The following is a 19,381-nucleotide window of genomic DNA, read 5'->3' as shown; positions in this document are numbered from 1 at the left end:
GCTGACAGGGCGCACGGAGTTTTCGCGTATCCGTGCGTCATCTGTCTGCGTTAACCTGATTGCCCTTGCCGTCTGCCGAGCTTTCCATGCCCGACCTGCTTGACCGCTACCCGCTGACAGCGGGGACCTATCACGAACTGCTGGACGACAGCGGCGCCGTGCGCGCGCATTGGCGGCCGCTGTTCGACCAGTTGCAGCGCAGCACGCCGGCACAGTTGGCCCAGCGCCAGGCCCTGCTGGCCCGGCAAATCCAGGAAAATGGCGTGACCTACAACGTCTACGCCGACCCCAAGGGCGCGGATCGGCCCTGGGAACTCGATCTGCTGCCGCATATCATCCCCGCCGATGAATGGCAGCGGGTGGCGGCGGGGATTGCCCAGCGCGCGCGGTTGCTGAATGCGGTGCTGGCCGATCTCTATGGTCCGCAGACCCTGATTCGCGACGGCCTGCTGCCCGCCGAACTGGTCTTCGGCCACAATAATTTCCTCTGGCCCTGCCAGGGCATCCAGCCGCCGGCCGGGACCTTCCTGCACCTGTTCGCGGTGGATCTGGCGCGCACGCCGGATGGCCGCTGGTGGGTCACGGCGGACCGGACCCAGGCGCCGTCCGGGGCCGGTTATGCCCTGGAAAACCGCACCATCGTGTCGCGGGCCTTTCCCGACCTGTACCGCGACTTGCGAGTGCATCACCTGGCCGGGTTCTTCCGCACCCTGCAGGAAACCCTGGTGCGCCAGGCCCCGAGCGAGGCCGAGGCGCCGCTGGTGGTGTTGCTGACCCCGGGGCGCTTCAACGAAAGCTATTTCGAACACCTCTACCTGGCCCGCCAACTGGGCTATCCGCTGGTGGAAGGTGGCGACCTGACGGTGCGCGACGCCACGGTCTACCTCAAGACCCTGAGTGGCTTGCAGCGGGTGCACGCGATCATGCGTCGGCTCGACGACGACTTCTGCGATCCGCTGGAACTGCGTACCGACTCGGCCCTGGGCGTGCCCGGCCTGTTGGAGGCAGTGCGCCAAGGGCGGGTGCTGGTGGCCAATGCCCTGGGCAGCGGCGTGCTGGAGTCGCCTGGCCTGCTGGGCTTCCTGCCGAAGATCAACCAGCACCTGTTCGGCGAAGAGCTGATCCTGCCGTCCATTGCCACCTGGTGGTGCGGTGAGCCGCCGGTGCTGGCCCAGGCGCTGGAAAAACTGCCGGAACTGCTGATCAAGCCGGCGTTTCCGTCGCAGAGTTTTATCCCGGTATTCGGCCGCGACCTCAATGACGAACAACGCCGGGCCCTGGCCGAGCGCATCCGTGCGCGCCCCTACGCCTATGTCGCCCAGGAGCTGGCGCAACTGTCCCAGGCGCCGGTCTGGCACGAAGAGGGCGCCCTGCAACCCCGGGCCATCGGCATGCGGGTGTATGCCGTGGCCAGCGCCGACGGTTATCGGGTGTTGCCCGGCGGCCTGACGCGGGTGGCCGCCGAGGCCGACGCCGAGGTGGTGTCGATGCAGCGCGGCGGCGCGAGCAAGGACACCTGGGTGCTCAGCGAGCGCATGCCCAGCGGCGAACATTGGCGCACCCAGCGTTCCCTCGGGGTACGTGACCTGGTGCGCCGGGATCCCTACCTGCCGTCGCGGGTGGTGGAAAACCTGTTCTGGTTCGGCCGCTACTGCGAGCGCTGCGATGACAGTGCGCGCTTGTTTCGGATCATGCTCGCCCGTTATGTTGACGGTGACGATCCCCAGGCCCTGCAGGCGGCGGTGGACCTCGGCGAAAGCCTGATGCTGCTGCCGGACGAAGGCGAACTGCCCGAGCGCCTGCTGGCGGCCCTGCTCGGCGACGATTGGCCGTTCAGCCTGCGATCCAACCTGCAGCGCTTGCAGTGGGCGGCGTCCCAGGTGCGTGGCAAGCTGTCGCGGGAGAACTGGCAAGCGCTGGTGGAGCTGCAACGCGAGGCCTTGAGCCTGGAAAGCGAAGCCCCTGACTTTGGCGAACTGCTGGATTTCCTCAACCGCCTGGTGATGTCCCTGGCGGCCTTGTCCGGCTTCGCCCTGGACGACATGACTCGCGACGAGGGCTGGCGTTTCCTGATGATCGGTCGGCGCATCGAGCGCCTGCAATTTCTCAGCAGCAGCCTGGCCGCCTTCCTGCGCGGCATCGCGGTGTTCGATCAGGCCGGGCTGGCGTGGCTGCTGGAACTGGGTAACAGCAGCATCACCTATCGCTCGCGCTACCTGGCGGTGCCGCAATTGATCCCGGTGCTCGACCTGTTGCTGCTGGATGAGCAGAACCCCCATGCCGTGCTGTTCCAACTGAAGCTGGTGAGCCGCACCTTGCGCCGTTTGAACGATGACTTTGGCGTCCCGCGCGAGTTGGGGCTGAACCTGTTGGTCGAGCGCCTGGGGCGCTTCGATCTGGGCAATCTGGAAAGCGCCTTGTTTGGCGATACCGGGGTGCGCGATGTGCTCGACGGTCTGGCGGATTTGTTGCAAGAGGTCGCCGATGCCAGCGGCCAGGTCTCCGATCGCCTGGCCTTGCGGCATTTTGCCCATGTCGACGATGTCAGCCAGCAGACGGTGTCCGTGTGATGAGTGCCCTCTACCAGATTTTCCACGATACCCACTACCACTACGACAGCCCGGTGTCCCTGGCCCAGCAGCTCGCCCACCTGTGGCCGCGGCCGTGTGACTGGCAAGTGTGCAGCGAGCAGATGTTGCAGATCAGCCCCGAGCCGACCAGTCGCCGCGATGAACGGGATGTATTCGGCAATCCGTTGACCCGACTGGCATTCGAGCGGCCTCATGACGAGCTGCAGGTCAATGCCTGGCTGAATGTCGAAGTGCTGGCGCGGCCGCCGGTGGATTTCAACCTGTCCACGGCCTGGGATGCCACCCGCAGCGCGCTGACCTACAGCGGCCAGGCGTTGACCGCGCAGATCCTCGAGGCTTGCCGGTATCGCTTCGAATCGCCCTACGTGCATTTGAAGAAAAGCTTCGTCGAGTTTTCCGAAAGTTGTTTCCCTGTCGGGCGTCCCTTGCTGGTTGGGGCCCAGGCGTTGATGGAGAAGATTTTCCGCGAGTTCACCTTCGATGCCGAGGCGACCCAGGTCGCCACGCCGCTGGTGGAGGTGCTGGAACGGCGACGCGGGGTCTGCCAGGACTTCGCCCACCTGATGCTTGCCTGCCTGCGCTCACGGGGCCTGGCGGCGCGCTATGTCAGTGGTTATCTGCTGACCCAGCCGCCGCCCGGGCAGCCGCGCTTGATTGGCGCCGATGCTTCTCACGCCTGGGTCTCAGTGTTTTGCCCGGTATCGGGCTGGGTGGATTTCGATCCGACCAACAACGTACAGCCGGCCCTGGAGCACATCACCCTGGCCTGGGGCCGGGATTTTTCCGATGTGTCGCCGTTGCGCGGGGTGATCCTGGGAGGCGGTAGCCATGACCCGGAAGTACAGGTGACGGTGATGCCGATGGGGGATGTGGGACGGCCCGCCAGCTAAGCCGAACACAACCCTGTGGGAGGCTTGCCGACGATGGGGCCCTCAAGACCGCCAAAAGCTTCGTCGGAACGCCGCCCGGACCAAGCTCCGCTCCCACGGGTGTTTTGTGTCGCGCCGCCAATCCGTGGTCAGACACGGACACTGTGGGAGCGGAGCTTGTCGGATCGCCGCACCGCCGCGAAGAGGCCCGTGAGGACGCCACAGGTTTCAGTGCAATCCGTCGATCAAGCGTTCGGCGTTGAATCCGGCGCCTCGCTTTCTTCGCTTTCCGCTTCCGGGTTCAACAGCGCCGCGGCCTCTTCCTCGGCGGTGGTTTTCTTGCGTTGCAGCTTTTCCTCTTTCTTCTGCTCTTTGGCCAGGTCGCGCTGACGTTTGGCGAAGGAATAATTGGGTTTGGCCATGGGCGATCCTCTGGGGTCGAAGGTGAGGTTGAGCGGCGCGTATTCTGCCTGTGTTCGTGGCGCAGCACACGAAACAATGGTTTTTAGCGAGCAAGCTTGACCCCAGGGTAAAGGCTGGCCGGCGACTCTCCAAGCGTTAAACCTCGCGCGAGGGCGTTTCACAGGTACCGCTGGCCCCACAGGCATAAGCGGCGAGCAAGCTTTGCAACAAGCTGTTAATAGACATGGTAGACGCTCCGTTGGCTGAGAACGGTCTAATGTTAGGGGGCGCCGGCTCGTCTGGCTGGTTGATTGTGTGCATCGAAGCGATAGCTTGGGATTGTATACAATTTCTTGTTCTTGACTCAGATCAGGAGGACTGTCCTTTACTTCTGGCAGTCTTGCCATTTGATCCCCGGATTTTCATACCCTGCCTTGGAGATTCACCATGTTCGCCAAAGTTGTCGCGGTATCCCTGTTGGCCCTCGCCAGTGGTCAGTTGCTTGCCGCCGAATGCAAGATCGATGTCGACTCTACCGATCAGATGTCCTACACCGTCAAGGAAATCAGCATCGACAAGAGCTGCAAGACCTTTACCGTGAACCTGACGCATTCCGGCAGCCTGCCGAAGAACGTCATGGGCCATAACTGGGTGCTGAGCAAGGCCTCCGACATGGCCGGGATCGCGACTGACGGCATGGCGGCCGGGATCGACAAGAATTACTTGAAGGACGGTGATACCCGCGTCATCGCCCATACCAAGATTATTGGTGCCGGCGAAAAGGATTCGGTCACCTTCGATGTGTCGAAGCTGGCGGCCGGTGAGAAGTACGCGTTCTTTTGCTCTTTCCCCGGCCACAACTCGATGATGAAGGGCGAGGTCGAGCTCAAGTAACTCGCACAGCGGCCCTGATCGCGGCGATCAGGGTTGGTCCTTCATCTTCAGATTCAGGCGAATACGTTTGCCTTGCAGGTCCTCCAGGCTCAGGGTTCCCCCGAGCTTGGAGGGCTTGCGATTGCCACCCATCACGCGGCCCTGATCGTCCATCGCGTGGCAGGTGAGGACCTGTCCCGGTCCAAAGCGTGCATCGGGGTCGGTGATCTCCCAATCGCACAAACCCTCATACTGTTTTTCCCCCGAGCTTGGAAAACCCGACACACCCGGGCGCAGGTTGTCGCGCACGGCAATCGAGCCGCTATGGGTGATGCTGCGATTCAGGTTGTCAGGTCCGTACAGCGCCTCGGTCTCGAAGCTCACCTCGCTCAGGTACAGTTTGCAGTCAGGCAGCTCGTAGCCCAGCGGAACCTTGAAGTCGGTGCTGTGGGGCGTTTGCGCGAATGCGGTATTGAAGTGCAGCACCGTGGGTTGATAGGGGCAGTCGGCCTGGCTGGCCTTCGGGATGTAGTGTGCGCTGGCCTGCAAGGCCGTTCGCGCTGGCATCTGGGTGATCAGCGAAAAATGCGCGGTGCTGGGGTGGCCGGCGGTCGGCTTGTCGGAAGGGCTGGCGGCGGTGGCGACCCAGCAGATGACCCCGAGGGCTCCGAGCAGCGGAAAGGACCAGGGCGATCGAAGTACGGGTTGCGCTTGCAACTTTGGGTATTTGCGATTGAGCAACATCGGCTGGGGTCCCTGCCAACAACAAGATGCGGCGAAGACTGCCCAGTACCCGATGCTGCCTCAAGCGTTACGCGGAAAAATAGAAGTTTCCTACGGCATTACTGTCACTCGAGTCATGGCGCAAATGGCATCTCGCGCTTATGACGGGTCTTTTCATACGTCCGGCAGATGATATCGAAGGCCTCCTGGCGCACTGGCTCACCGTGCAGGAAGGCGTCGATCTCGGTATAGGTCACGCCATGGGAGGCTTCGTCGGGCTTGCCCGGTGCGAGGTCCTCGAGGTCGGCGGTCGGGACCTTTTCCACCAGGAACTCGGGAGCACCAAAGTGGCGGGCGATGGCCCGGACCTGGTTTTTCACCAGCCCGCTCAAGGGTGCCAGGTCGCAGGCGCCGTCACCGAATTTGGTGAAGAAGCCCATCACCGCTTCCGCCGCGTGATCGGTGCCGATCACCAGGCCATGGGCGGCCCCGGCGATGGTGTACTGCGCGACCATGCGGATGCGCGCCTTGGTATTGCCGAGGACGAAGTCCCGCGCCACCGCGGCCTTGCCTTCGAAGGCCGCGACTTCCGCGGCCAGCGACTTGACCGCCGGGCCGATGTTCACTGTGTGGCGCTCGTCGGGGGCGATGAAGTCCACCGAGGCCTGGGCTTCGTGTTCGTCGAACTGGGTTTCGTAGGGCAGGCGCACCGCAATGAAGCGGTACTCCATGTCACCGGTGCGTTCGCGCAGTTCACGCATGGCGCGTTGGGCCAGCAGACCGGCGGTCAGCGAGTCGACGCCGCCGCTGATACCCAGCACCAGCGTCTTGAGCCCGGAGCTCTGCAGGCAATTCTGGATAAAGCTGATCCGGCGCGCCACTTCGGCTTCGAGGGCGGCCTGGTCGGCGAATGGTGGCTGGACCTTGAGCTGTTCAGCAATCTGGCGCTGTACGGCTTGCATGATTCACTCCTTGCGGGATGGGGTCTGGAACGGGTTGATCGGTACCACTGGGCGAGTCCGCGACGCGCTAGCCCGTGACTTGGAACACGTGGCGCAGGTAAGCCACGAAGTTCGGGTCCTTGCACTGGGCCTTGCCCGGTTCGTCGGAGATCTTCGCCACGGGCTGGCCGTTGCAGGCGGTCATTTTAAGCACGATGCTCATCGGTTCCACCCCCACGATGTCACAGGTGAGATGGGTGCCGATGCCGAAGCTGACATTGATCCGTCCACGCAGCGCGCGGAATATCTCCAGGGTCTTGGGCAGGGTGAGGCTGTCGGAGAACACCAGGGTCTTGCTCATGGGGTCGATGCCCAACTGGTGGTAACGATTGATGCATTTTTCGGCCCAGATCACCGGGTCGCCGGAGTCGTGGCGCAAACCGTCGAAGAGCTTGGCGAAATACAGGTCGAAATCCTTGAGGAAGGCGTCGGTGGTGATGCAGTCGGTCAGGGCAATGCCGAGCAGGCCACGGTATTCGCGGACCCAGCAGTCGAGCGCGGCGATCTGGCTGTCGATCAGGCGCGGGCCGAGCTGCTGGTGGGCCATGATCCACTCGTGGGCCATGGTGCCCAGCGGCTTCATGTCGAATTCGCGCGCCAGGTGCACATTGCTGGTGCCGACGAAGCGCCCGGGGAAATCGTGCTTGAGCACACTGACCACTTCTTCCTGGACCCGATAGGAGAAGCGCCGGCGGGTACCGAAATCGGCGACCTGCAGTTCCGCCAGTTCGTCGCTGGAGGCGTTGTCGCTCAGCCAGTCGAACTTGCGGTACAACTGTTCGCGGGCCTGGCTCAGCAGGGTTTCCTGATAGCGATAGCGGTTGCGCACTTCGCTGACAATGGCCAGCAGTGGCACTTCGAAGAGAATCACATGCAGCCACGGGCCGCGCAGGCGGATGAACAACTCGCCGTTCTCGATACCGGTGTGCACGTAGCGCAGGTTGAAGCGGAACAGGCCGAGGAAGCGCAGGAAGTCCGGCTTGAGGAAGCTGATGCGCTCCAGGAAGCCCAGTTGGTCGGCGCTCAGGCTCAGCTCGGCGAGGCGTTCGATCTGGTAGCGGATTTCCGCCAGGTACGGCCGCAGGTCTTCGCTGTTGCGGCAGCGGAAATCCCATTCGACTTCGACGTTGGGGTAGTTGTGCAGTACCGCCTGCATCATGGTCAGCTTGTAGAAGTCGGTGTCCAGCAGGTTCTGCACAATGCGATCGCCGAAGGCCTTATCGCTCATAACGGGTCTCTCCATGCCGACCGCGCGTTGCCGCGACGTTCTGGCAGTTCTTGAATGAAGAGCGCTAGTGGCGCATATCCGCGGGCGGTTTTACCAGCGATTTTTGTTGACCGTGCCGGCCCCTTCGCGGGCAAGCACCGCTCCCACAGGTTTTGCGGTGTGCACAGGTCTCGGATCCTGCTTGGATATTGTTGGAGAGGTGTGCACAGGTCTCGGATCCTGCTTGGATATTGTTGGAGAGGTGTGCACAGGTCTCGGATCCTGCTTGGATATTGTTGGAGAGGTGTGCACAGGTCTTGGCCGCGCCGCGGACACTGTGGGAGCGGAGCTTGCCCGCGAAGGGGGCCTTGAGGCCGCCAAAAGCTTCGCGGGCAAGTCAGGCTTGTTCATGAAGCCGTGCGTCGGTGGCAGAGAGATCAAGCCTGGGTGGGACTGTCGAGCTGCTCCAGCATCCAGGTCACGAAATTCCGGACTTTCGGCACTTCCGCCGAATGCTCCGGATACGCGAGGTAATAGGCGTCGTAGCTGGGCATCGCATGGGGCCAGGCGAGCACCAGCTTGCCATCGAGCAGTTCCTCTTCCACCAGGAACCGGGGCAGCAAGGCCACGCCGCAGCCGACCTGGGCCGCGCGGATGCACATATAGAACGTCTCGAAACGCGGCCCGTGATAGCTGTGCTCGGTGTGATAGCCCTGGCTGTCGAACCAGTCGTGCCAGGCCTGGGGCCGCGAGGCGTTCTGCAGCAGGACCAGCTCGCTCAACTGCGTCGGATCGCTGAACGGTTGCGCCGGCAGGCTGGCCGGGGCGCACACCGCGACCAGCTCTTCACCGAACAGTTTCACGCACTCGGTGCGCGGTCGCGAACCCTGGCCGAAATAGAACGCCAGGTCGCTACGGCCCTGCAGCAGGTCGTCGGCTTCCTGTTCGTTGCACAGGTCCAGGTGGATGTGCGGGTGACGCAGGCGCCAGCCCTTGAGCCGTGGCACCAGCCAGCGGGCACCAAAGGTCGAGGGCGTGGACACCCGCAGGACTTCGGTTTCACCGCCGTAGGAACGCAGGTAGTGAGTCGACATCTCCACCTGGGTCAGGATTTTTCGGACTTCCACCAGGTACAGATCCCCAGCCGGCGTCAGTTGCAGGCGCCGCCGTACCCGCCGAAACAGCAAGTGCTGCAACAGCTCTTCCAGCTGTGCGACCTGCTTGCTCACGGCGCTCTGGGTCAGGTTCAGCTCTTCTGCCGCGCGGGTGAAGCTCAAGTGACGGGTGACAGCCTCGAAACATTGCAGGGCCGTGATCGAGGGCAGGTATCGTTTATTCAGCATGGACGGGCCTTCTTCCTGTGTCTTGCGCTGCATGAATAAATGGAATGATATCTCGCCTAATCGTCGTTTGTTGGCAAAGCTGAAGGCCGCTACAACTGGAGGTCTGAATCGTCGTGTTGTTTTCGACTGAAGATTTCCGTTTTTCGCCTACAGGAGTGACCCCCATGGTTGCCGCATTGCTTGATCGTCTTGGTGTGAACCCGGCGCTGTATCAACAGGGCAAACAGCCCGTGCATTCGCCGATCGACGGCAGCCGCATTGCCGGCGTGAACTGGGAAGGCCCGGCCGAGGTGGAGCAGCAGGTCAGCCGTGCCGAGCATGCCTTCGACGCCTGGCGCAAGGTGCCGGCGCCGCGCCGTGGCGAACTGGTGCGTCAGTTCGGCGAAGTGTTGCGCGAATACAAGGCCGACCTCGGCGAGCTGGTGTCCTGGGAAGCCGGCAAGATCACCCAGGAAGGCCTGGGTGAAGTGCAGGAAATGATCGATATCTGCGACTTCGCCGTGGGCCTGTCGCGCCAGTTGTATGGCTTGACCATCGCTTCCGAGCGCCCGGGTCACCATATGCGTGAGTCCTGGCATCCGCTGGGGGTGGTCGGGGTGATCAGCGCCTTCAACTTCCCGGTCGCGGTCTGGGCCTGGAACACTGCCCTGGCGCTGGTCTGCGGCAACGCGGTGATCTGGAAACCGTCGGAAAAGACCCCGCTGACCGCGCTGGCCTGCCAGGCCCTGTTCGAGCGCGTGGTGAAAAACTTCAGCGATGCCCCCGAGTACCTGAGCCAGGTGATCATCGGTGGTCGCGACGCCGGAGCTGCCCTGGTGGACGATCCGCGCGTGGCGCTGATCAGCGCCACCGGCAGCACGCGCATGGGCCGCGAAGTAGCGCCGAAAGTCGCCGCGCGCTTTGCTCGCAGCATTCTTGAGCTGGGTGGCAACAACGCGATGATCCTCGGCCCGAGTGCCGACCTGGACATGGCGGTGCGGGCGATCCTGTTCAGCGCCGTAGGCACCGCCGGCCAGCGCTGCACCACCTTGCGCCGGCTGATTGCCCATGAATCGGTCAAGGCCGAGATTGTCAGCCGTTTGAAAGCGGCCTATTCCAAGGTGCGTATCGGCCATCCGCTGGAAGGCAACCTGGTTGGTCCGCTGATCGACAAGCAGAGCTTCGAGAACATGCGGGACGCCCTGGAGCAGGCCTTGAGCGAAGGCGGCAAGGTGTTCGGTGGCGAGCGTCAGTTGCAGGACAAGTTCCCGAACGCCTATTACGTGTCGCCGGCTATCGTCGAGATGCCGGAGCAGAGCGAAGTGGTGTGCAACGAAACTTTCGCGCCGATTCTCTACGTGATCGGCTACAGCGACTTCGCCGAAGCCCTGCGCCTGAATAACGCAGTGCCGCAGGGGCTGTCTTCGTGCATCTTTACCACCGATGTGCGCGAGGCCGAACAGTTCATGTCGGCGGTGGGCAGCGATTGCGGCATTGCCAACGTCAACATCGGCCCGAGCGGTGCGGAGATCGGTGGCGCCTTTGGTGGCGAGAAAGAAACCGGTGGCGGGCGCGAATCGGGTTCGGACGCTTGGCGTGGTTACATGCGGCGCCAGACCAATACCGTGAACTACTCGCTGGAATTGCCGCTGGCGCAGGGCATTACCTTCGATTAACGAAGGCGCGAGGCTGGTCCCTGTGGCGAGGGGGCTTGCCCCCGCTGGGGCGCGAAGCGGCCCTGAAATCGGTAATCGCGAGCTATCAGACAGAACGCATCGACCGATTTTACGACTGCTGCGCAGCCGAACGGGGCGGTGCGGCGTTCCGACAAGCCCCCTCGCCACATTCAGTCCGCCTGCCACAACAAGTTAAGTCTGGAGTGTGTTTGTTGGGTTTCATTTTCGGAGTCTGGCAATGCCATTACGCGAAGAATGTCTATGGGAAACACTGACGCCGCAGCGACCCGAGGCCGCGCCCTTCAAGGGTGAGCTGAAGGTCGATGTTTGCGTTATCGGCGCCGGTATCACCGGGCTCTCGGCCGCGATTCACCTGCGTGAACAGGGCAAGAGCGTCTGTGTACTGGAGGCCCATCGCACCGGCCACGGCGGTTCCGGGCGCAACGTGGGGTTGGTCAATGCCGGGATGTGGATTCCCCCGGATGAGATCGAAGCCGGTTTCGGCGAAGCGGTGGGCAGTCAGCTCAACCGCATGTTGGGGGCGGCGCCGGCCCTGGTCTTCAGCCTGGTGGACAAGCACGGCATCGATTGCCAACTGCGCCGCGAGGGCACCTTGCACATGGCCCACAACGCCAAGGGCGAGGCCGATCTGCGCAGCCGCGAGGCGCAGTGGAAGCGGCGCGGCGCACCGGTGGAACTGCTGACCGGCAAGGCCTGCGAAAGCGCCACCGGCACCCAGAAAATCGCTGCCGCCTTGCTCGACCGGCGCGCCGGCACCCTCAATCCCATGGCCTATACCTCGGGCCTGGCCAAGGCCGCGTCGCGGCTGGGTGCGCAGTTGTTCGACCACTCCGCGGTTACCCGGCTGGAACGCCAGGGCCAGCGCTGGTCGGTGCAGACCGCCGCGGGCGCGGTCAACGCCGAACAGGTGGTGATGGCTTCGAATGCCTACACCGAAGGCGAATGGACCGAATTGCGGCGCAACTTCTTTCCGGGCTACTACTACCAGGTCGCCTCCAGTCCGCTGACCGAAGAGGCCGCCCGGCAGATCCTGCCCGGCGGGCAGGGTTCCTGGGATACCCGTCAGGTGCTCAGCAGCATTCGCCGCGACGCCGACGGTCGGCTGCTGCTGGGCAGTCTGGGCAATGGCAATCAGAAACCGACGTGGTTCCTGCGGGCCTGGGCCGATCGGGTGCAACAGCACTATTTCCCCTACCTGAAAAAGGTTGACTGGGAGTGCACCTGGACCGGCTGTATCGCCTTTACGCCCGACCATTTGATGCGCCTGTTCGAACCGGCGCCCGGTTTAGTGGCAGTGACCGGCTACAACGGGCGGGGCGTGACCACGGGAACGGTGGTCGGCAAGGCCTTCGCCGATTACCTGTGTAACGGAAATCCTCAAGCCCTGCCGATTCCCTTCGCGCCCATGCGGCCGATCGCGGCGGTGGGCTTGCGCAGTGGCCTCTACGAGGCTGGGTTTTCGCTGTATCACGCGGGCCAGTGCCTGCGGATTGTCATTTGATACAACAAAAAATGCCGAATCGGACGGCGCTTTTGTTCGATACGGCTAGCCTGTAATGGTGCGCGATGTAGCAGTCGCGCACCGCGAGTGTGCACTTCGGTGACGCACGTTGTTACAGGGCGGTTGCACGCCCTTCGGTGCCACGGTTGCAATAGTGGCACTGGTGGGTTGCGCCTTTTTGATGAAAAGGTTTCACCTGCCGCGGTTTAGACGGTTGCACGCCCAGTTAAAAAGGGCCCGAAACAGTCCATAAAACAATAAGACAGCGACTTTTTGCGGAACAAAAAACCTATGGCACGGCCCTTGCTCTGAGCATTCATTGAAGTCGCAGTGCCAACTAAAAAAACCTTGGAGCACCACCTCATGTCCCAGACGTTTTACAAGAAAGGCTTTGTAGCTCTCGCAGTGGCGGCTGCGTTGGGTGTTTCTGCGTTTGCCCAGGCGGATGTCAAGATCGGTGTCGCGGGTCCCATGACCGGTGCCAACGCGTCTTTCGGCGAGCAGTACATGAAAGGGGCACAAGCGGCAGCGGACGCTATCAATGCGACCGGTGGTGTCAATGGTGAGAAAATTGTCCTGGTCAAGGGCGATGATGCCTGTGAGCCGAAGCAGGCCGTGTCGGTCGCCAAGGACCTGACCAACCAGAAAGTCGCCGGTGTTGTCGGGCACTTCTGTTCCTCATCCACCATCCCGGCTTCGGAGATCTACGACGAAGCGGGCATCATCGCGATCACCCCCGGTTCCACCAACCCTCAGGTGACCGAGCGTGGCTTGAGCGCGATGTTCCGTATGTGCGGGCGCGACGACCAGCAAGGCATCGTTGCCGGCAACTACATCATCGACGTGCTCAAGGGCAAGAAAGTCGCGGTCATCCATGACAAGGACACCTACGGCCAAGGCCTGGCGGATGCCACCAAGGCCCAGTTGATCAAGCGCGGCGTGACCCCGGTGATCTACGAAGGCCTGACCCGCGGCGAGAAGGATTTCAGCGCCCTGGTCACCAAGATCCGTGCCGCCGGTGCCGATGTGGTCTACTTCGGCGGCCTGCACCCGGAAGCCGGTCCATTGGTCAAGCAACTGCGCACTGAAGGCTTGAAAGACGTCAAGTTCATGTCCGATGACGGCATCGTGACCGACGAGCTGGTGACCACCGCTGGCGGCCCGCAATACGTCGACGGCGTGCTGATGACTTTCGGTGCCGACCCACGCCTGCTGCCGGACAGCAAGGCGGTGGTCGATCAGTTCCGCAAGTCGGGCTACGAGCCGGAAGGCTACACCCTCTACGCCTACGCCTCGGTGCAAACCCTGGCCGCCGCTTTCAACGGCGCCAAGTCGAACAAGGGCGAGGACGCGGCCAAGTGGCTCAAGGCACATCCGGTCAAGACCGTGATGGGCGAGAAGACCTGGGACGCCAAGGGCGACCTGAAAGTCTCCGACTACGTGGTCTACCAGTGGGACAAGGACGGCAAATATCACCAACTGGAAAAACAGAAGTGACATGAACGCCTGACCCGGCTGGCACCTCCGTGTGTCGGCCCGTCAGCACGCGTGTCCGTGCAGTACCTGTCTTTTCTCGTAGAACTGCACATGGCTGTGCTGCGCCGGCGGTTGAACCCCACGCCGTCGCAGTGCGCTTCTGTGCAGTCTCTCAAGTGCGTGAGATTGCGTTATGGATGGTATTTTCCTGCAGCAACTGGTCAATGGCCTGACCCTCGGGTCGGTCTATGGCCTGATCGCCATCGGCTACACAATGGTCTATGGCATCATCGGCATGATCAACTTCGCCCATGGCGAGGTTTACATGATTTCCGCTTACCTCGCGGCGATCAGTCTGGCTCTGCTGGCTTACTTCGGTATTGAATCCTTCCCGCTGCTGATGCTCGGCACACTGGTCTTCACCATCATCGTCACCGGGGTGTATGGCTGGGTCATCGAGCGCATCGCCTATAAACCCCTGCGCAACTCCACCCGGTTGGCACCGCTGATCAGCGCCATCGGTATTTCGCTGATCCTGCAGAACTACGCGCAGATCGCCCAGGGCGCCAAGCAACAGGGCGTACCGACGCTGCTTACCGGCGCCTGGCGCGTCGATGTCGGCAGCGGTTTTGTCCAGCTCACCTACACCAAGGTCTTCATCCTGGTGGCCGCGTTTGTCGGCATGGGGCTTTTGACCTACGTCATCAAGTACACCAAGTTGGGCCGCATGTGCCGCGCGACCCAGCAAGATCGCAAGATGGCTTCGATCCTCGGGATCAACACCGATCGGGTGATTTCCTATGTATTCATCATCGGCGCGGCCATGGCGGCCCTGGCCGGTGTGCTGATCACCATGAACTACGGCACCTTCGATTTCTACGCCGGCTTTGTCATCGGTATCAAGGCGTTCACCGCCGCGGTACTCGGCGGTATCGGCTCGCTGCCGGGCGCCATGTTGGGCGGGATCATCCTCGGTATCTCCGAATCGCTGTTCTCCGGCCTGGTCAACTCGGATTACAAGGACGTGTTCAGCTTCTCGCTGCTGGTCCTGGTGCTGGTCTTTCGGCCGCAAGGCCTGTTGGGCCGTCCTCTTGTGTCGAAGGTGTAAGCAATGTCCTCAACCACTCAAAAATCGCTCGATATCAAAAAAAGCCTGGTTGACGCCATTCTCGCCGGCCTGGTTGCCCTGATCGTCTTCGGTCCCATTGTCGGGGTCGTCCTCGAGGGCTACAGCTTCAACCTGCAACCCACCCGCGTCGCCTGGTTGGTGGCGATTGTCATGCTCGGCCGCTTTGCCTTGAGCCTGTTCCTGCAAACGGCCAAGGGCCTGCGGATCCTCGAAGGTTTCGAGAGCACCGGTTCCGGCGTGCACGTACTGGCACCGGACTACAAGTCGCGCCTGCGCTGGATCATCCCGATCATGATCGTGATCGCGGTGGTCTTTCCGGTGTTCGCCAACTCCTACCTGCTGGGGGTGGTGATCCTCGGCCTGATCTACGTCCTGCTCGGCCTCGGCCTGAATATCGTGGTGGGCCTCGCCGGCCTGCTCGACCTGGGCTACGTGGCGTTCTACGCCATCGGTGCCTATGGCTTGGCGCTGGGTTATCAATACCTGGGGCTGGGGTTCTGGACCGTCTTGCCGCTGGCGGCCATTACCGCCGCGTTGGCCGGTTGCATTCTTGGCTTTCCGGTCCTGCGCCTGCACGGTGACTACCTGGCCATCGTGACCCTGGGCTTCGGCGAGATCATCCGCCTGATCCTCAACAACTGGCTGTCGCTGACCGGCGGTCCGAACGGCATGCCGGCACCGCTGCCGACCTTCTTCGGCCTGGAGTTCGGCAAGCGCGCGAAGGAGGGCGGGATTCCCTTCCATGAGTACTTTGGCATCGCCTACAACCCGGATGTGAAGTTCTATTTCATCTATGCCGTGCTGTTCCTGGTGGTATTGGCCGTGCTCTACATCAAGCATCGCCTGACCCGCATGCCGGTGGGCCGCGCCTGGGAAGCCTTGCGTGAAGACGAGATTGCCTGCCGTGCCATGGGCTTGAACCATGTGCTGGTGAAACTCTCGGCATTCACCCTGGGGGCTTCGACCGCTGGTCTGGCCGGGGTGTTCTTCGCCACCTACCAGGGCTTCGTCAACCCGACCTCCTTCACCTTCTTCGAGTCGGCGCTGATCCTTGCCATCGTGGTGCTGGGTGGCATGGGCTCGACCATCGGCGTGGTGATCGCGGCCTTTGTGTTGACCGTGGCGCCGGAGCTGCTGCGCAGCTTCGCCGAGTACCGCGTGCTGCTGTTCGGCGTGTTGATGGTGTTGATGATGATCTGGCGGCCACGTGGCCTGATCCGCATCAGTCGCACCGGGGTGACGCCGCGCAAGGGTGTCCTGGTTGGAGGGGCTGGCCAATGAGTAATGACATCGTTCTGAAAGTCGAAAAGCTGATGATGCACTTCGGTGGGATCAAGGCCCTCAGCGACGTCAGCCTGCAGGTCAAGCGCAACTCGATCTTTGCCCTGATCGGCCCCAACGGCGCGGGCAAGACCACGGTGTTCAACTGCCTGACCGGGTTCTACAAGGCCAGCGGCGGCAAGATCGAACTGAATGTGCGCGACCAGCGCACCAACGTGATCCAGCTGTTGGGCGAGTCCTTCCGGGTGAGCGATTTCGTTTCGCCGAAAACCTTCCTCAGCCGGCTCTACTACAAGATGTTCGGCGGCACCCACCTGGTCAACCGTGCGGGCCTGGCCCGGACCTTCCAGAACATTCGCCTGTTCAAGGAAATGTCGGTGCTGGAGAACCTGTTGGTGGCCCAGCATATGTGGGTCAACCGCAACATGCTCGCCGGTATCCTCAATACCAAGGGCTACCGCAAGGCTGAAAGCGACGCCCTGGACACCGCGTTCTACTGGCTGGAAGTGGTGGATCTGGTGGACTGCGCCAACCGCCTGGCCGGCGAGCTGTCCTATGGCCAGCAACGCCGCCTGGAAATTGCCCGGGCCATGTGCACGCGGCCACGGATCATCTGCCTCGACGAGCCGGCGGCGGGTCTCAACCCCCAGGAAACCGAAGCGCTGAGCGCAATGATCCGCCTGCTGCGCGACGAGCACGACCTGACCGTGGTGCTGATCGAGCACGACATGGGCATGGTCATGAGTATTTCCGACCATATCGTGGTGCTGGACCACGGCAATGTGATTGCCGAGGGCGGACCGGAAGCCATTCGCAACGACCCGAAAGTGATTGCCGCCTACCTGGGCGCTGATGAAGAGGAACTGGTATGAGTCAACCGATCCTCGAACTGAAGAACCTGGAAGTGTTCTACGGACCGATCCAGGCCCTGAAAAAGGTTTCGTTGCACATCAACGAAGGCGAAACCGTCAGCCTGATCGGCTCCAACGGTGCGGGCAAGTCGACGCTGCTGATGTCGATCTTCGGCCAGCCGCGTGCCGCCGCCGGGGAGATTATCTACCGGGGCGTCGACATCACCCAGAAGTCGTCCCACTACATCGCCTCCAATGGCATTGCCCAGTCGCCGGAGGGGCGCCGGGTGTTCCCGGACATGACCGTGGAAGAGAACCTGCAAATGGGCACCATCCCCATTGGCGACCGGTTCGTCGACGAGGATATGCAGCGCATGTTCGAGTTGTTTCCGCGGCTCAAGGAACGCCGTAACCAGCGGGCCATGACCATGTCCGGCGGCGAGCAGCAGATGCTGGCGATTGCCCGGGCGCTGATGAGCCGGCCCAAATTGCTGTTGCTGGATGAACCGAGCCTGGGGCTGGCGCCGATCGTGGTGAAGCAGATCTTCGCCACCCTGCGCGAGCTGGCGGCCTCGGGCATGACCATCTTTCTGGTGGAGCAGAATGCCAACCATGCGCTGCGCTTGTCGGATCGGGCCTACGTGATGGTCAACGGCGAGATTCGCCTGAGTGGCACCGGCAAGGAACTGCTGGTCAACGAGGAGGTGCGTAACGCCTATCTGGGCGGGCATTGAGTCCCGTCCTGACGCGGTCATTGTGGGAGCCGGCTTGTCGGCGATGCGGCCTGAGCCAGGCATCATTAGCACCGCCGCGAAGAGGCCTTTGAGTCTTGCAACGCTTATACGCACAGCTGTTGCCATGCCCTGAAACGCCCCGTGATCTTCGGATCCGGGGCGTTTTTTGTCTGTCCACGGCGATAAGCCGAAATTGTGGAAAACAATCTGAACAACCTGTCAAAGTGCGACATGAAACCGCTGCAAATGGTTGTTTTGTCATCGTTTTGACTTGTCCCCGTTTGCTGTGGAGGTGGCTGTGGGTAACGTGGGAGTAGCTGGCTGAGAGCCTTTGAAAACGTGGCTTTCAGGGTGTTGGTTGTTTTTTGATCGGTGCTGTTTTGCGAAGCGTCGAGCGGTTTTGTCAACAGGTATATTGTCACGCCCCGCGGCGGCTGATCCCTCTGTGCAGCCTGTGGATAACTCTGTGGGCAAACTCTGGAAACATGCCCCTGGGTGGCGTAATTACTGGCCTGGAGCCAGCGAGGCGAAAATGCCCGCAGAGGCTTTTTCAGCGATGGCTGCACAACGAAGGTTCCGGGGTCAAGGGAAAAACTTTGAAAATATCGCTGAAAGCCTTGTCTAGCGGGGATCGGAGGGTTTTCGAGTTGCCCCCGGATACTGTGGACGGGGCTGTGGATAAGATGCGTACATCAGGCTCCAGGCCACGTATTGTCTGGCTTTGCTGGAATTGATCGTTTTTTGTACAGATGTGCTGTCTGCAAGATTCCATTTCGTCGCTGGCCGACGTTGAGGCATGCTGGGCAACCACCCTATTTATTTCTGGCGGCCCGTGGGCCGAGCAAGGAGAACTCCATGACATCCACGTTGTTTATCACGGGTGCGACTTCTGGTTTTGGCGAGGCGTGTGCTCGTCGTTTTGCCGAGGCCGGCTGGAAGCTGGTACTGACCGGTCGTCGCGAGGCGCGCCTGAACGCCCTGTGCGCGGAGCTGTCGCAGCAGACTGAGGTGCATGGCCTGGTGCTGGATGTACGCGACCGCAAGGCCATGGAGGAGGCCATCGCCAACTTGCCGCCGAGCTTCGCCAAGTTGCGCGGGCTGATCAACAACGCGGGCCTGGCCCTGGGCGTCGATCCGGCGCCCAAGTGCAACCTGGACGACTGGGACACCATGGTCGACACCAATATCAAGGGCCTGATGTACAGCACCCGTCTGCTGCTGCCACGGTTGATCGCCCATGGTCGTGGCGCGGGGATCATCAACCTCGGCTCGATCGCCGGCAACTACCCGTACCCGGGCAGTCATGTCTATGGCGCGAGCAAGGCGTTCGTCAAACAGTTCTCCCTGAACCTGCGCTGTGACTTGCAGGGGACTGGGGTGCGGGTGACGAATATCGAGCCGGGGCTGTGTGAGAGCGAGTTCTCGCTGGTGCGCTTCGCCGGCGACCAGGCGCGTTACGACGCGACCTATGCCGGTGCCGAGCCGATCCAGCCGCAGGACATCGCCGATACCATCTTCTGGGTGCTCAACACCCCGGCTCACGTCAATATCAACAGCCTGGAGCTGATGCCGGTGAGCCAGACCTGGAGCGGGTTTGCCATCGAGCGGAACAAGGGCTGAGGTCGTTTCAGGCCGAGTCGTTTTTTTGGGGTGAGCCGGCTTGCGGTAACTCAGCTTACCAAGGCGATTTGAAGCCGGGCGCGTTCTTGCGTGGCGAGCGGGCT

16 protein-coding genes are annotated in these 19,381 nt (G+C 62.1%); 11 read left to right on the top strand and 5 right to left on the bottom strand.

Going from position 1 to position 19,381, the window contains the following annotated elements:
• Positions 1 to 86: 86 nt before the first annotated feature.
• Positions 87 to 2,570 carry a circularly permuted type 2 ATP-grasp protein gene (locus PFEN_RS27775; protein WP_191489779.1) on the top strand — a complete coding sequence of 828 codons (2,484 nt, stop codon included), beginning with the start codon at positions 87 to 89 and terminating at the stop codon, positions 2,568 to 2,570.
• Positions 2,570 to 3,481, top strand: coding sequence for a transglutaminase family protein (locus tag PFEN_RS27770; RefSeq protein WP_191489778.1), 912 nt, complete (start codon positions 2,570 to 2,572; stop codon positions 3,479 to 3,481). Before PFEN_RS27775 ends, PFEN_RS27770 begins: the two co-directional genes overlap by 1 nt.
• 224 nt (positions 3,482 to 3,705) lie before the next feature.
• Here PFEN_RS27770 and PFEN_RS27765 read toward each other — a convergent pair whose 3' ends face one another.
• A complete protein-coding gene (locus PFEN_RS27765; protein WP_191489777.1) occupies positions 3,706 to 3,882 on the bottom strand; it encodes a hypothetical protein in 177 nt (58 codons plus the stop codon).
• Between the two features lie 427 nt (positions 3,883 to 4,309).
• Here PFEN_RS27765 and azu point away from each other — a divergent pair, with 427 nt between their 5' ends.
• Positions 4,310 to 4,756 (top strand): azurin, encoded by a 447-nt coding sequence (azu, locus tag PFEN_RS27760; protein WP_191489776.1) that lies wholly within the window; start codon positions 4,310 to 4,312, stop codon positions 4,754 to 4,756.
• Between the two features lie 27 nt (positions 4,757 to 4,783).
• Here the strand turns inward: azu and PFEN_RS27755 are convergent, their stop codons facing one another.
• The 4 genes from PFEN_RS27755 to PFEN_RS27740 form a co-directional block, all read right to left on the bottom strand.
• A complete protein-coding gene (locus PFEN_RS27755) occupies positions 4,784 to 5,479 on the bottom strand; it encodes a hypothetical protein (RefSeq protein ID WP_191489775.1) in 696 nt (231 codons plus the stop codon).
• A gap of 113 nt (positions 5,480 to 5,592) precedes the next feature.
• Entirely contained in the window at positions 5,593 to 6,420 is an 828-nt protein-coding gene (gene nadE / locus PFEN_RS27750) for an ammonia-dependent NAD(+) synthetase (RefSeq protein ID WP_191489774.1), read from the bottom strand.
• 67 nt (positions 6,421 to 6,487) lie between these two features.
• Positions 6,488 to 7,687: a nicotinate phosphoribosyltransferase gene (gene pncB / locus PFEN_RS27745; protein ID WP_191489773.1), complete on the bottom strand. Its 1,200-nt coding sequence runs from the start codon at positions 7,685 to 7,687 to the stop codon at positions 6,488 to 6,490.
• A 416-nt stretch (positions 7,688 to 8,103) separates the two neighbouring features.
• Positions 8,104 to 9,009 carry a LysR family transcriptional regulator gene (locus tag PFEN_RS27740; RefSeq protein ID WP_191489772.1) on the bottom strand — a complete coding sequence of 302 codons (906 nt, stop codon included), beginning with the start codon at positions 9,007 to 9,009 and terminating at the stop codon, positions 8,104 to 8,106.
• 164 nt (positions 9,010 to 9,173) lie between these two features.
• On the opposite strand from PFEN_RS27740, the gene PFEN_RS27735 reads away from it, so the two are divergent.
• The 8 genes from PFEN_RS27735 to PFEN_RS27700 all read left to right on the top strand — a co-directional run bounded on the left by PFEN_RS27735 (position 9,174) and on the right by PFEN_RS27700 (position 19,277).
• Positions 9,174 to 10,664: an aldehyde dehydrogenase family protein gene (locus tag PFEN_RS27735; protein WP_191489771.1), complete on the top strand. Its 1,491-nt coding sequence runs from the start codon at positions 9,174 to 9,176 to the stop codon at positions 10,662 to 10,664.
• A 238-nt stretch (positions 10,665 to 10,902) separates the two neighbouring features.
• Complete coding sequence (locus tag PFEN_RS27730) at positions 10,903 to 12,186, top strand: NAD(P)/FAD-dependent oxidoreductase (RefSeq protein ID WP_191489770.1); 1,284 nt, start codon at positions 10,903 to 10,905, stop codon at positions 12,184 to 12,186.
• Between the two features lie 363 nt (positions 12,187 to 12,549).
• Positions 12,550 to 13,683 (top strand): branched-chain amino acid ABC transporter substrate-binding protein, encoded by a 1,134-nt coding sequence (locus PFEN_RS27725; RefSeq protein ID WP_191489769.1) that lies wholly within the window; start codon positions 12,550 to 12,552, stop codon positions 13,681 to 13,683.
• Between the two features lie 172 nt (positions 13,684 to 13,855).
• Complete coding sequence (locus PFEN_RS27720; RefSeq protein ID WP_191489768.1) at positions 13,856 to 14,770, top strand: ABC transporter permease subunit; 915 nt, start codon at positions 13,856 to 13,858, stop codon at positions 14,768 to 14,770.
• Between the two features lie 3 nt (positions 14,771 to 14,773).
• A complete protein-coding gene (gene livM / locus PFEN_RS27715; protein WP_191489767.1) occupies positions 14,774 to 16,072 on the top strand; it encodes a high-affinity branched-chain amino acid ABC transporter permease LivM in 1,299 nt (432 codons plus the stop codon).
• The gene (locus PFEN_RS27710; RefSeq protein WP_191489766.1) at positions 16,069 to 16,944 is read left to right on the top strand and encodes an ABC transporter ATP-binding protein; all 876 of its coding nucleotides are present in this window, start codon (positions 16,069 to 16,071) and stop codon (positions 16,942 to 16,944) included. Before livM ends, PFEN_RS27710 begins: the two co-directional genes overlap by 4 nt.
• Positions 16,941 to 17,657 (top strand): ABC transporter ATP-binding protein, encoded by a 717-nt coding sequence (locus PFEN_RS27705; RefSeq protein WP_191489765.1) that lies wholly within the window; start codon positions 16,941 to 16,943, stop codon positions 17,655 to 17,657. Before PFEN_RS27710 ends, PFEN_RS27705 begins: the two co-directional genes overlap by 4 nt.
• A gap of 855 nt (positions 17,658 to 18,512) precedes the next feature.
• Positions 18,513 to 19,277: an SDR family oxidoreductase gene (locus PFEN_RS27700; RefSeq protein ID WP_191489764.1), complete on the top strand. Its 765-nt coding sequence runs from the start codon at positions 18,513 to 18,515 to the stop codon at positions 19,275 to 19,277.
• Positions 19,278 to 19,381: the final 104 nt, after the last annotated feature.

The organism is Pseudomonas sp. FEN (assembly GCF_904067045.1).
Taxonomy (GTDB): Bacteria; Pseudomonadota; Gammaproteobacteria; order Pseudomonadales; family Pseudomonadaceae; genus Aquipseudomonas.
This window is presented reverse-complemented; position numbering and strand designations above follow the sequence as displayed.

Coding starts and splice junctions, on each gene's coding strand:
- PFEN_RS27700 (WP_191489764.1), top strand. CDS start 18,513: ATGACATCCACGTTGTTTATCACGGGTGCGACTTCTGGTTTTGGCGAG.
- nadE (WP_191489774.1), bottom strand. CDS start 6,420: ATGCAAGCCGTACAGCGCCAGATTGCTGAACAGCTCAAGGTCCAGCCA.
- PFEN_RS27730 (WP_191489770.1), top strand. CDS start 10,903: ATGCCATTACGCGAAGAATGTCTATGGGAAACACTGACGCCGCAGCGA.
- PFEN_RS27725 (WP_191489769.1), top strand. CDS start 12,550: ATGTCCCAGACGTTTTACAAGAAAGGCTTTGTAGCTCTCGCAGTGGCG.
- PFEN_RS27705 (WP_191489765.1), top strand. CDS start 16,941: ATGAGTCAACCGATCCTCGAACTGAAGAACCTGGAAGTGTTCTACGGA.
- PFEN_RS27755 (WP_191489775.1), bottom strand. CDS start 5,479: ATGTTGCTCAATCGCAAATACCCAAAGTTGCAAGCGCAACCCGTACTT.
- livM (WP_191489767.1), top strand. CDS start 14,774: ATGTCCTCAACCACTCAAAAATCGCTCGATATCAAAAAAAGCCTGGTT.
- PFEN_RS27770 (WP_191489778.1), top strand. CDS start 2,570: ATGAGTGCCCTCTACCAGATTTTCCACGATACCCACTACCACTACGAC.
- PFEN_RS27710 (WP_191489766.1), top strand. CDS start 16,069: ATGAGTAATGACATCGTTCTGAAAGTCGAAAAGCTGATGATGCACTTC.
- PFEN_RS27765 (WP_191489777.1), bottom strand. CDS start 3,882: ATGGCCAAACCCAATTATTCCTTCGCCAAACGTCAGCGCGACCTGGCC.
- PFEN_RS27775 (WP_191489779.1), top strand. CDS start 87: ATGCCCGACCTGCTTGACCGCTACCCGCTGACAGCGGGGACCTATCAC.
- PFEN_RS27740 (WP_191489772.1), bottom strand. CDS start 9,009: ATGCTGAATAAACGATACCTGCCCTCGATCACGGCCCTGCAATGTTTC.
- pncB (WP_191489773.1), bottom strand. CDS start 7,687: ATGAGCGATAAGGCCTTCGGCGATCGCATTGTGCAGAACCTGCTGGAC.
- PFEN_RS27720 (WP_191489768.1), top strand. CDS start 13,856: ATGGATGGTATTTTCCTGCAGCAACTGGTCAATGGCCTGACCCTCGGG.
- azu (WP_191489776.1), top strand. CDS start 4,310: ATGTTCGCCAAAGTTGTCGCGGTATCCCTGTTGGCCCTCGCCAGTGGT.
- PFEN_RS27735 (WP_191489771.1), top strand. CDS start 9,174: ATGGTTGCCGCATTGCTTGATCGTCTTGGTGTGAACCCGGCGCTGTAT.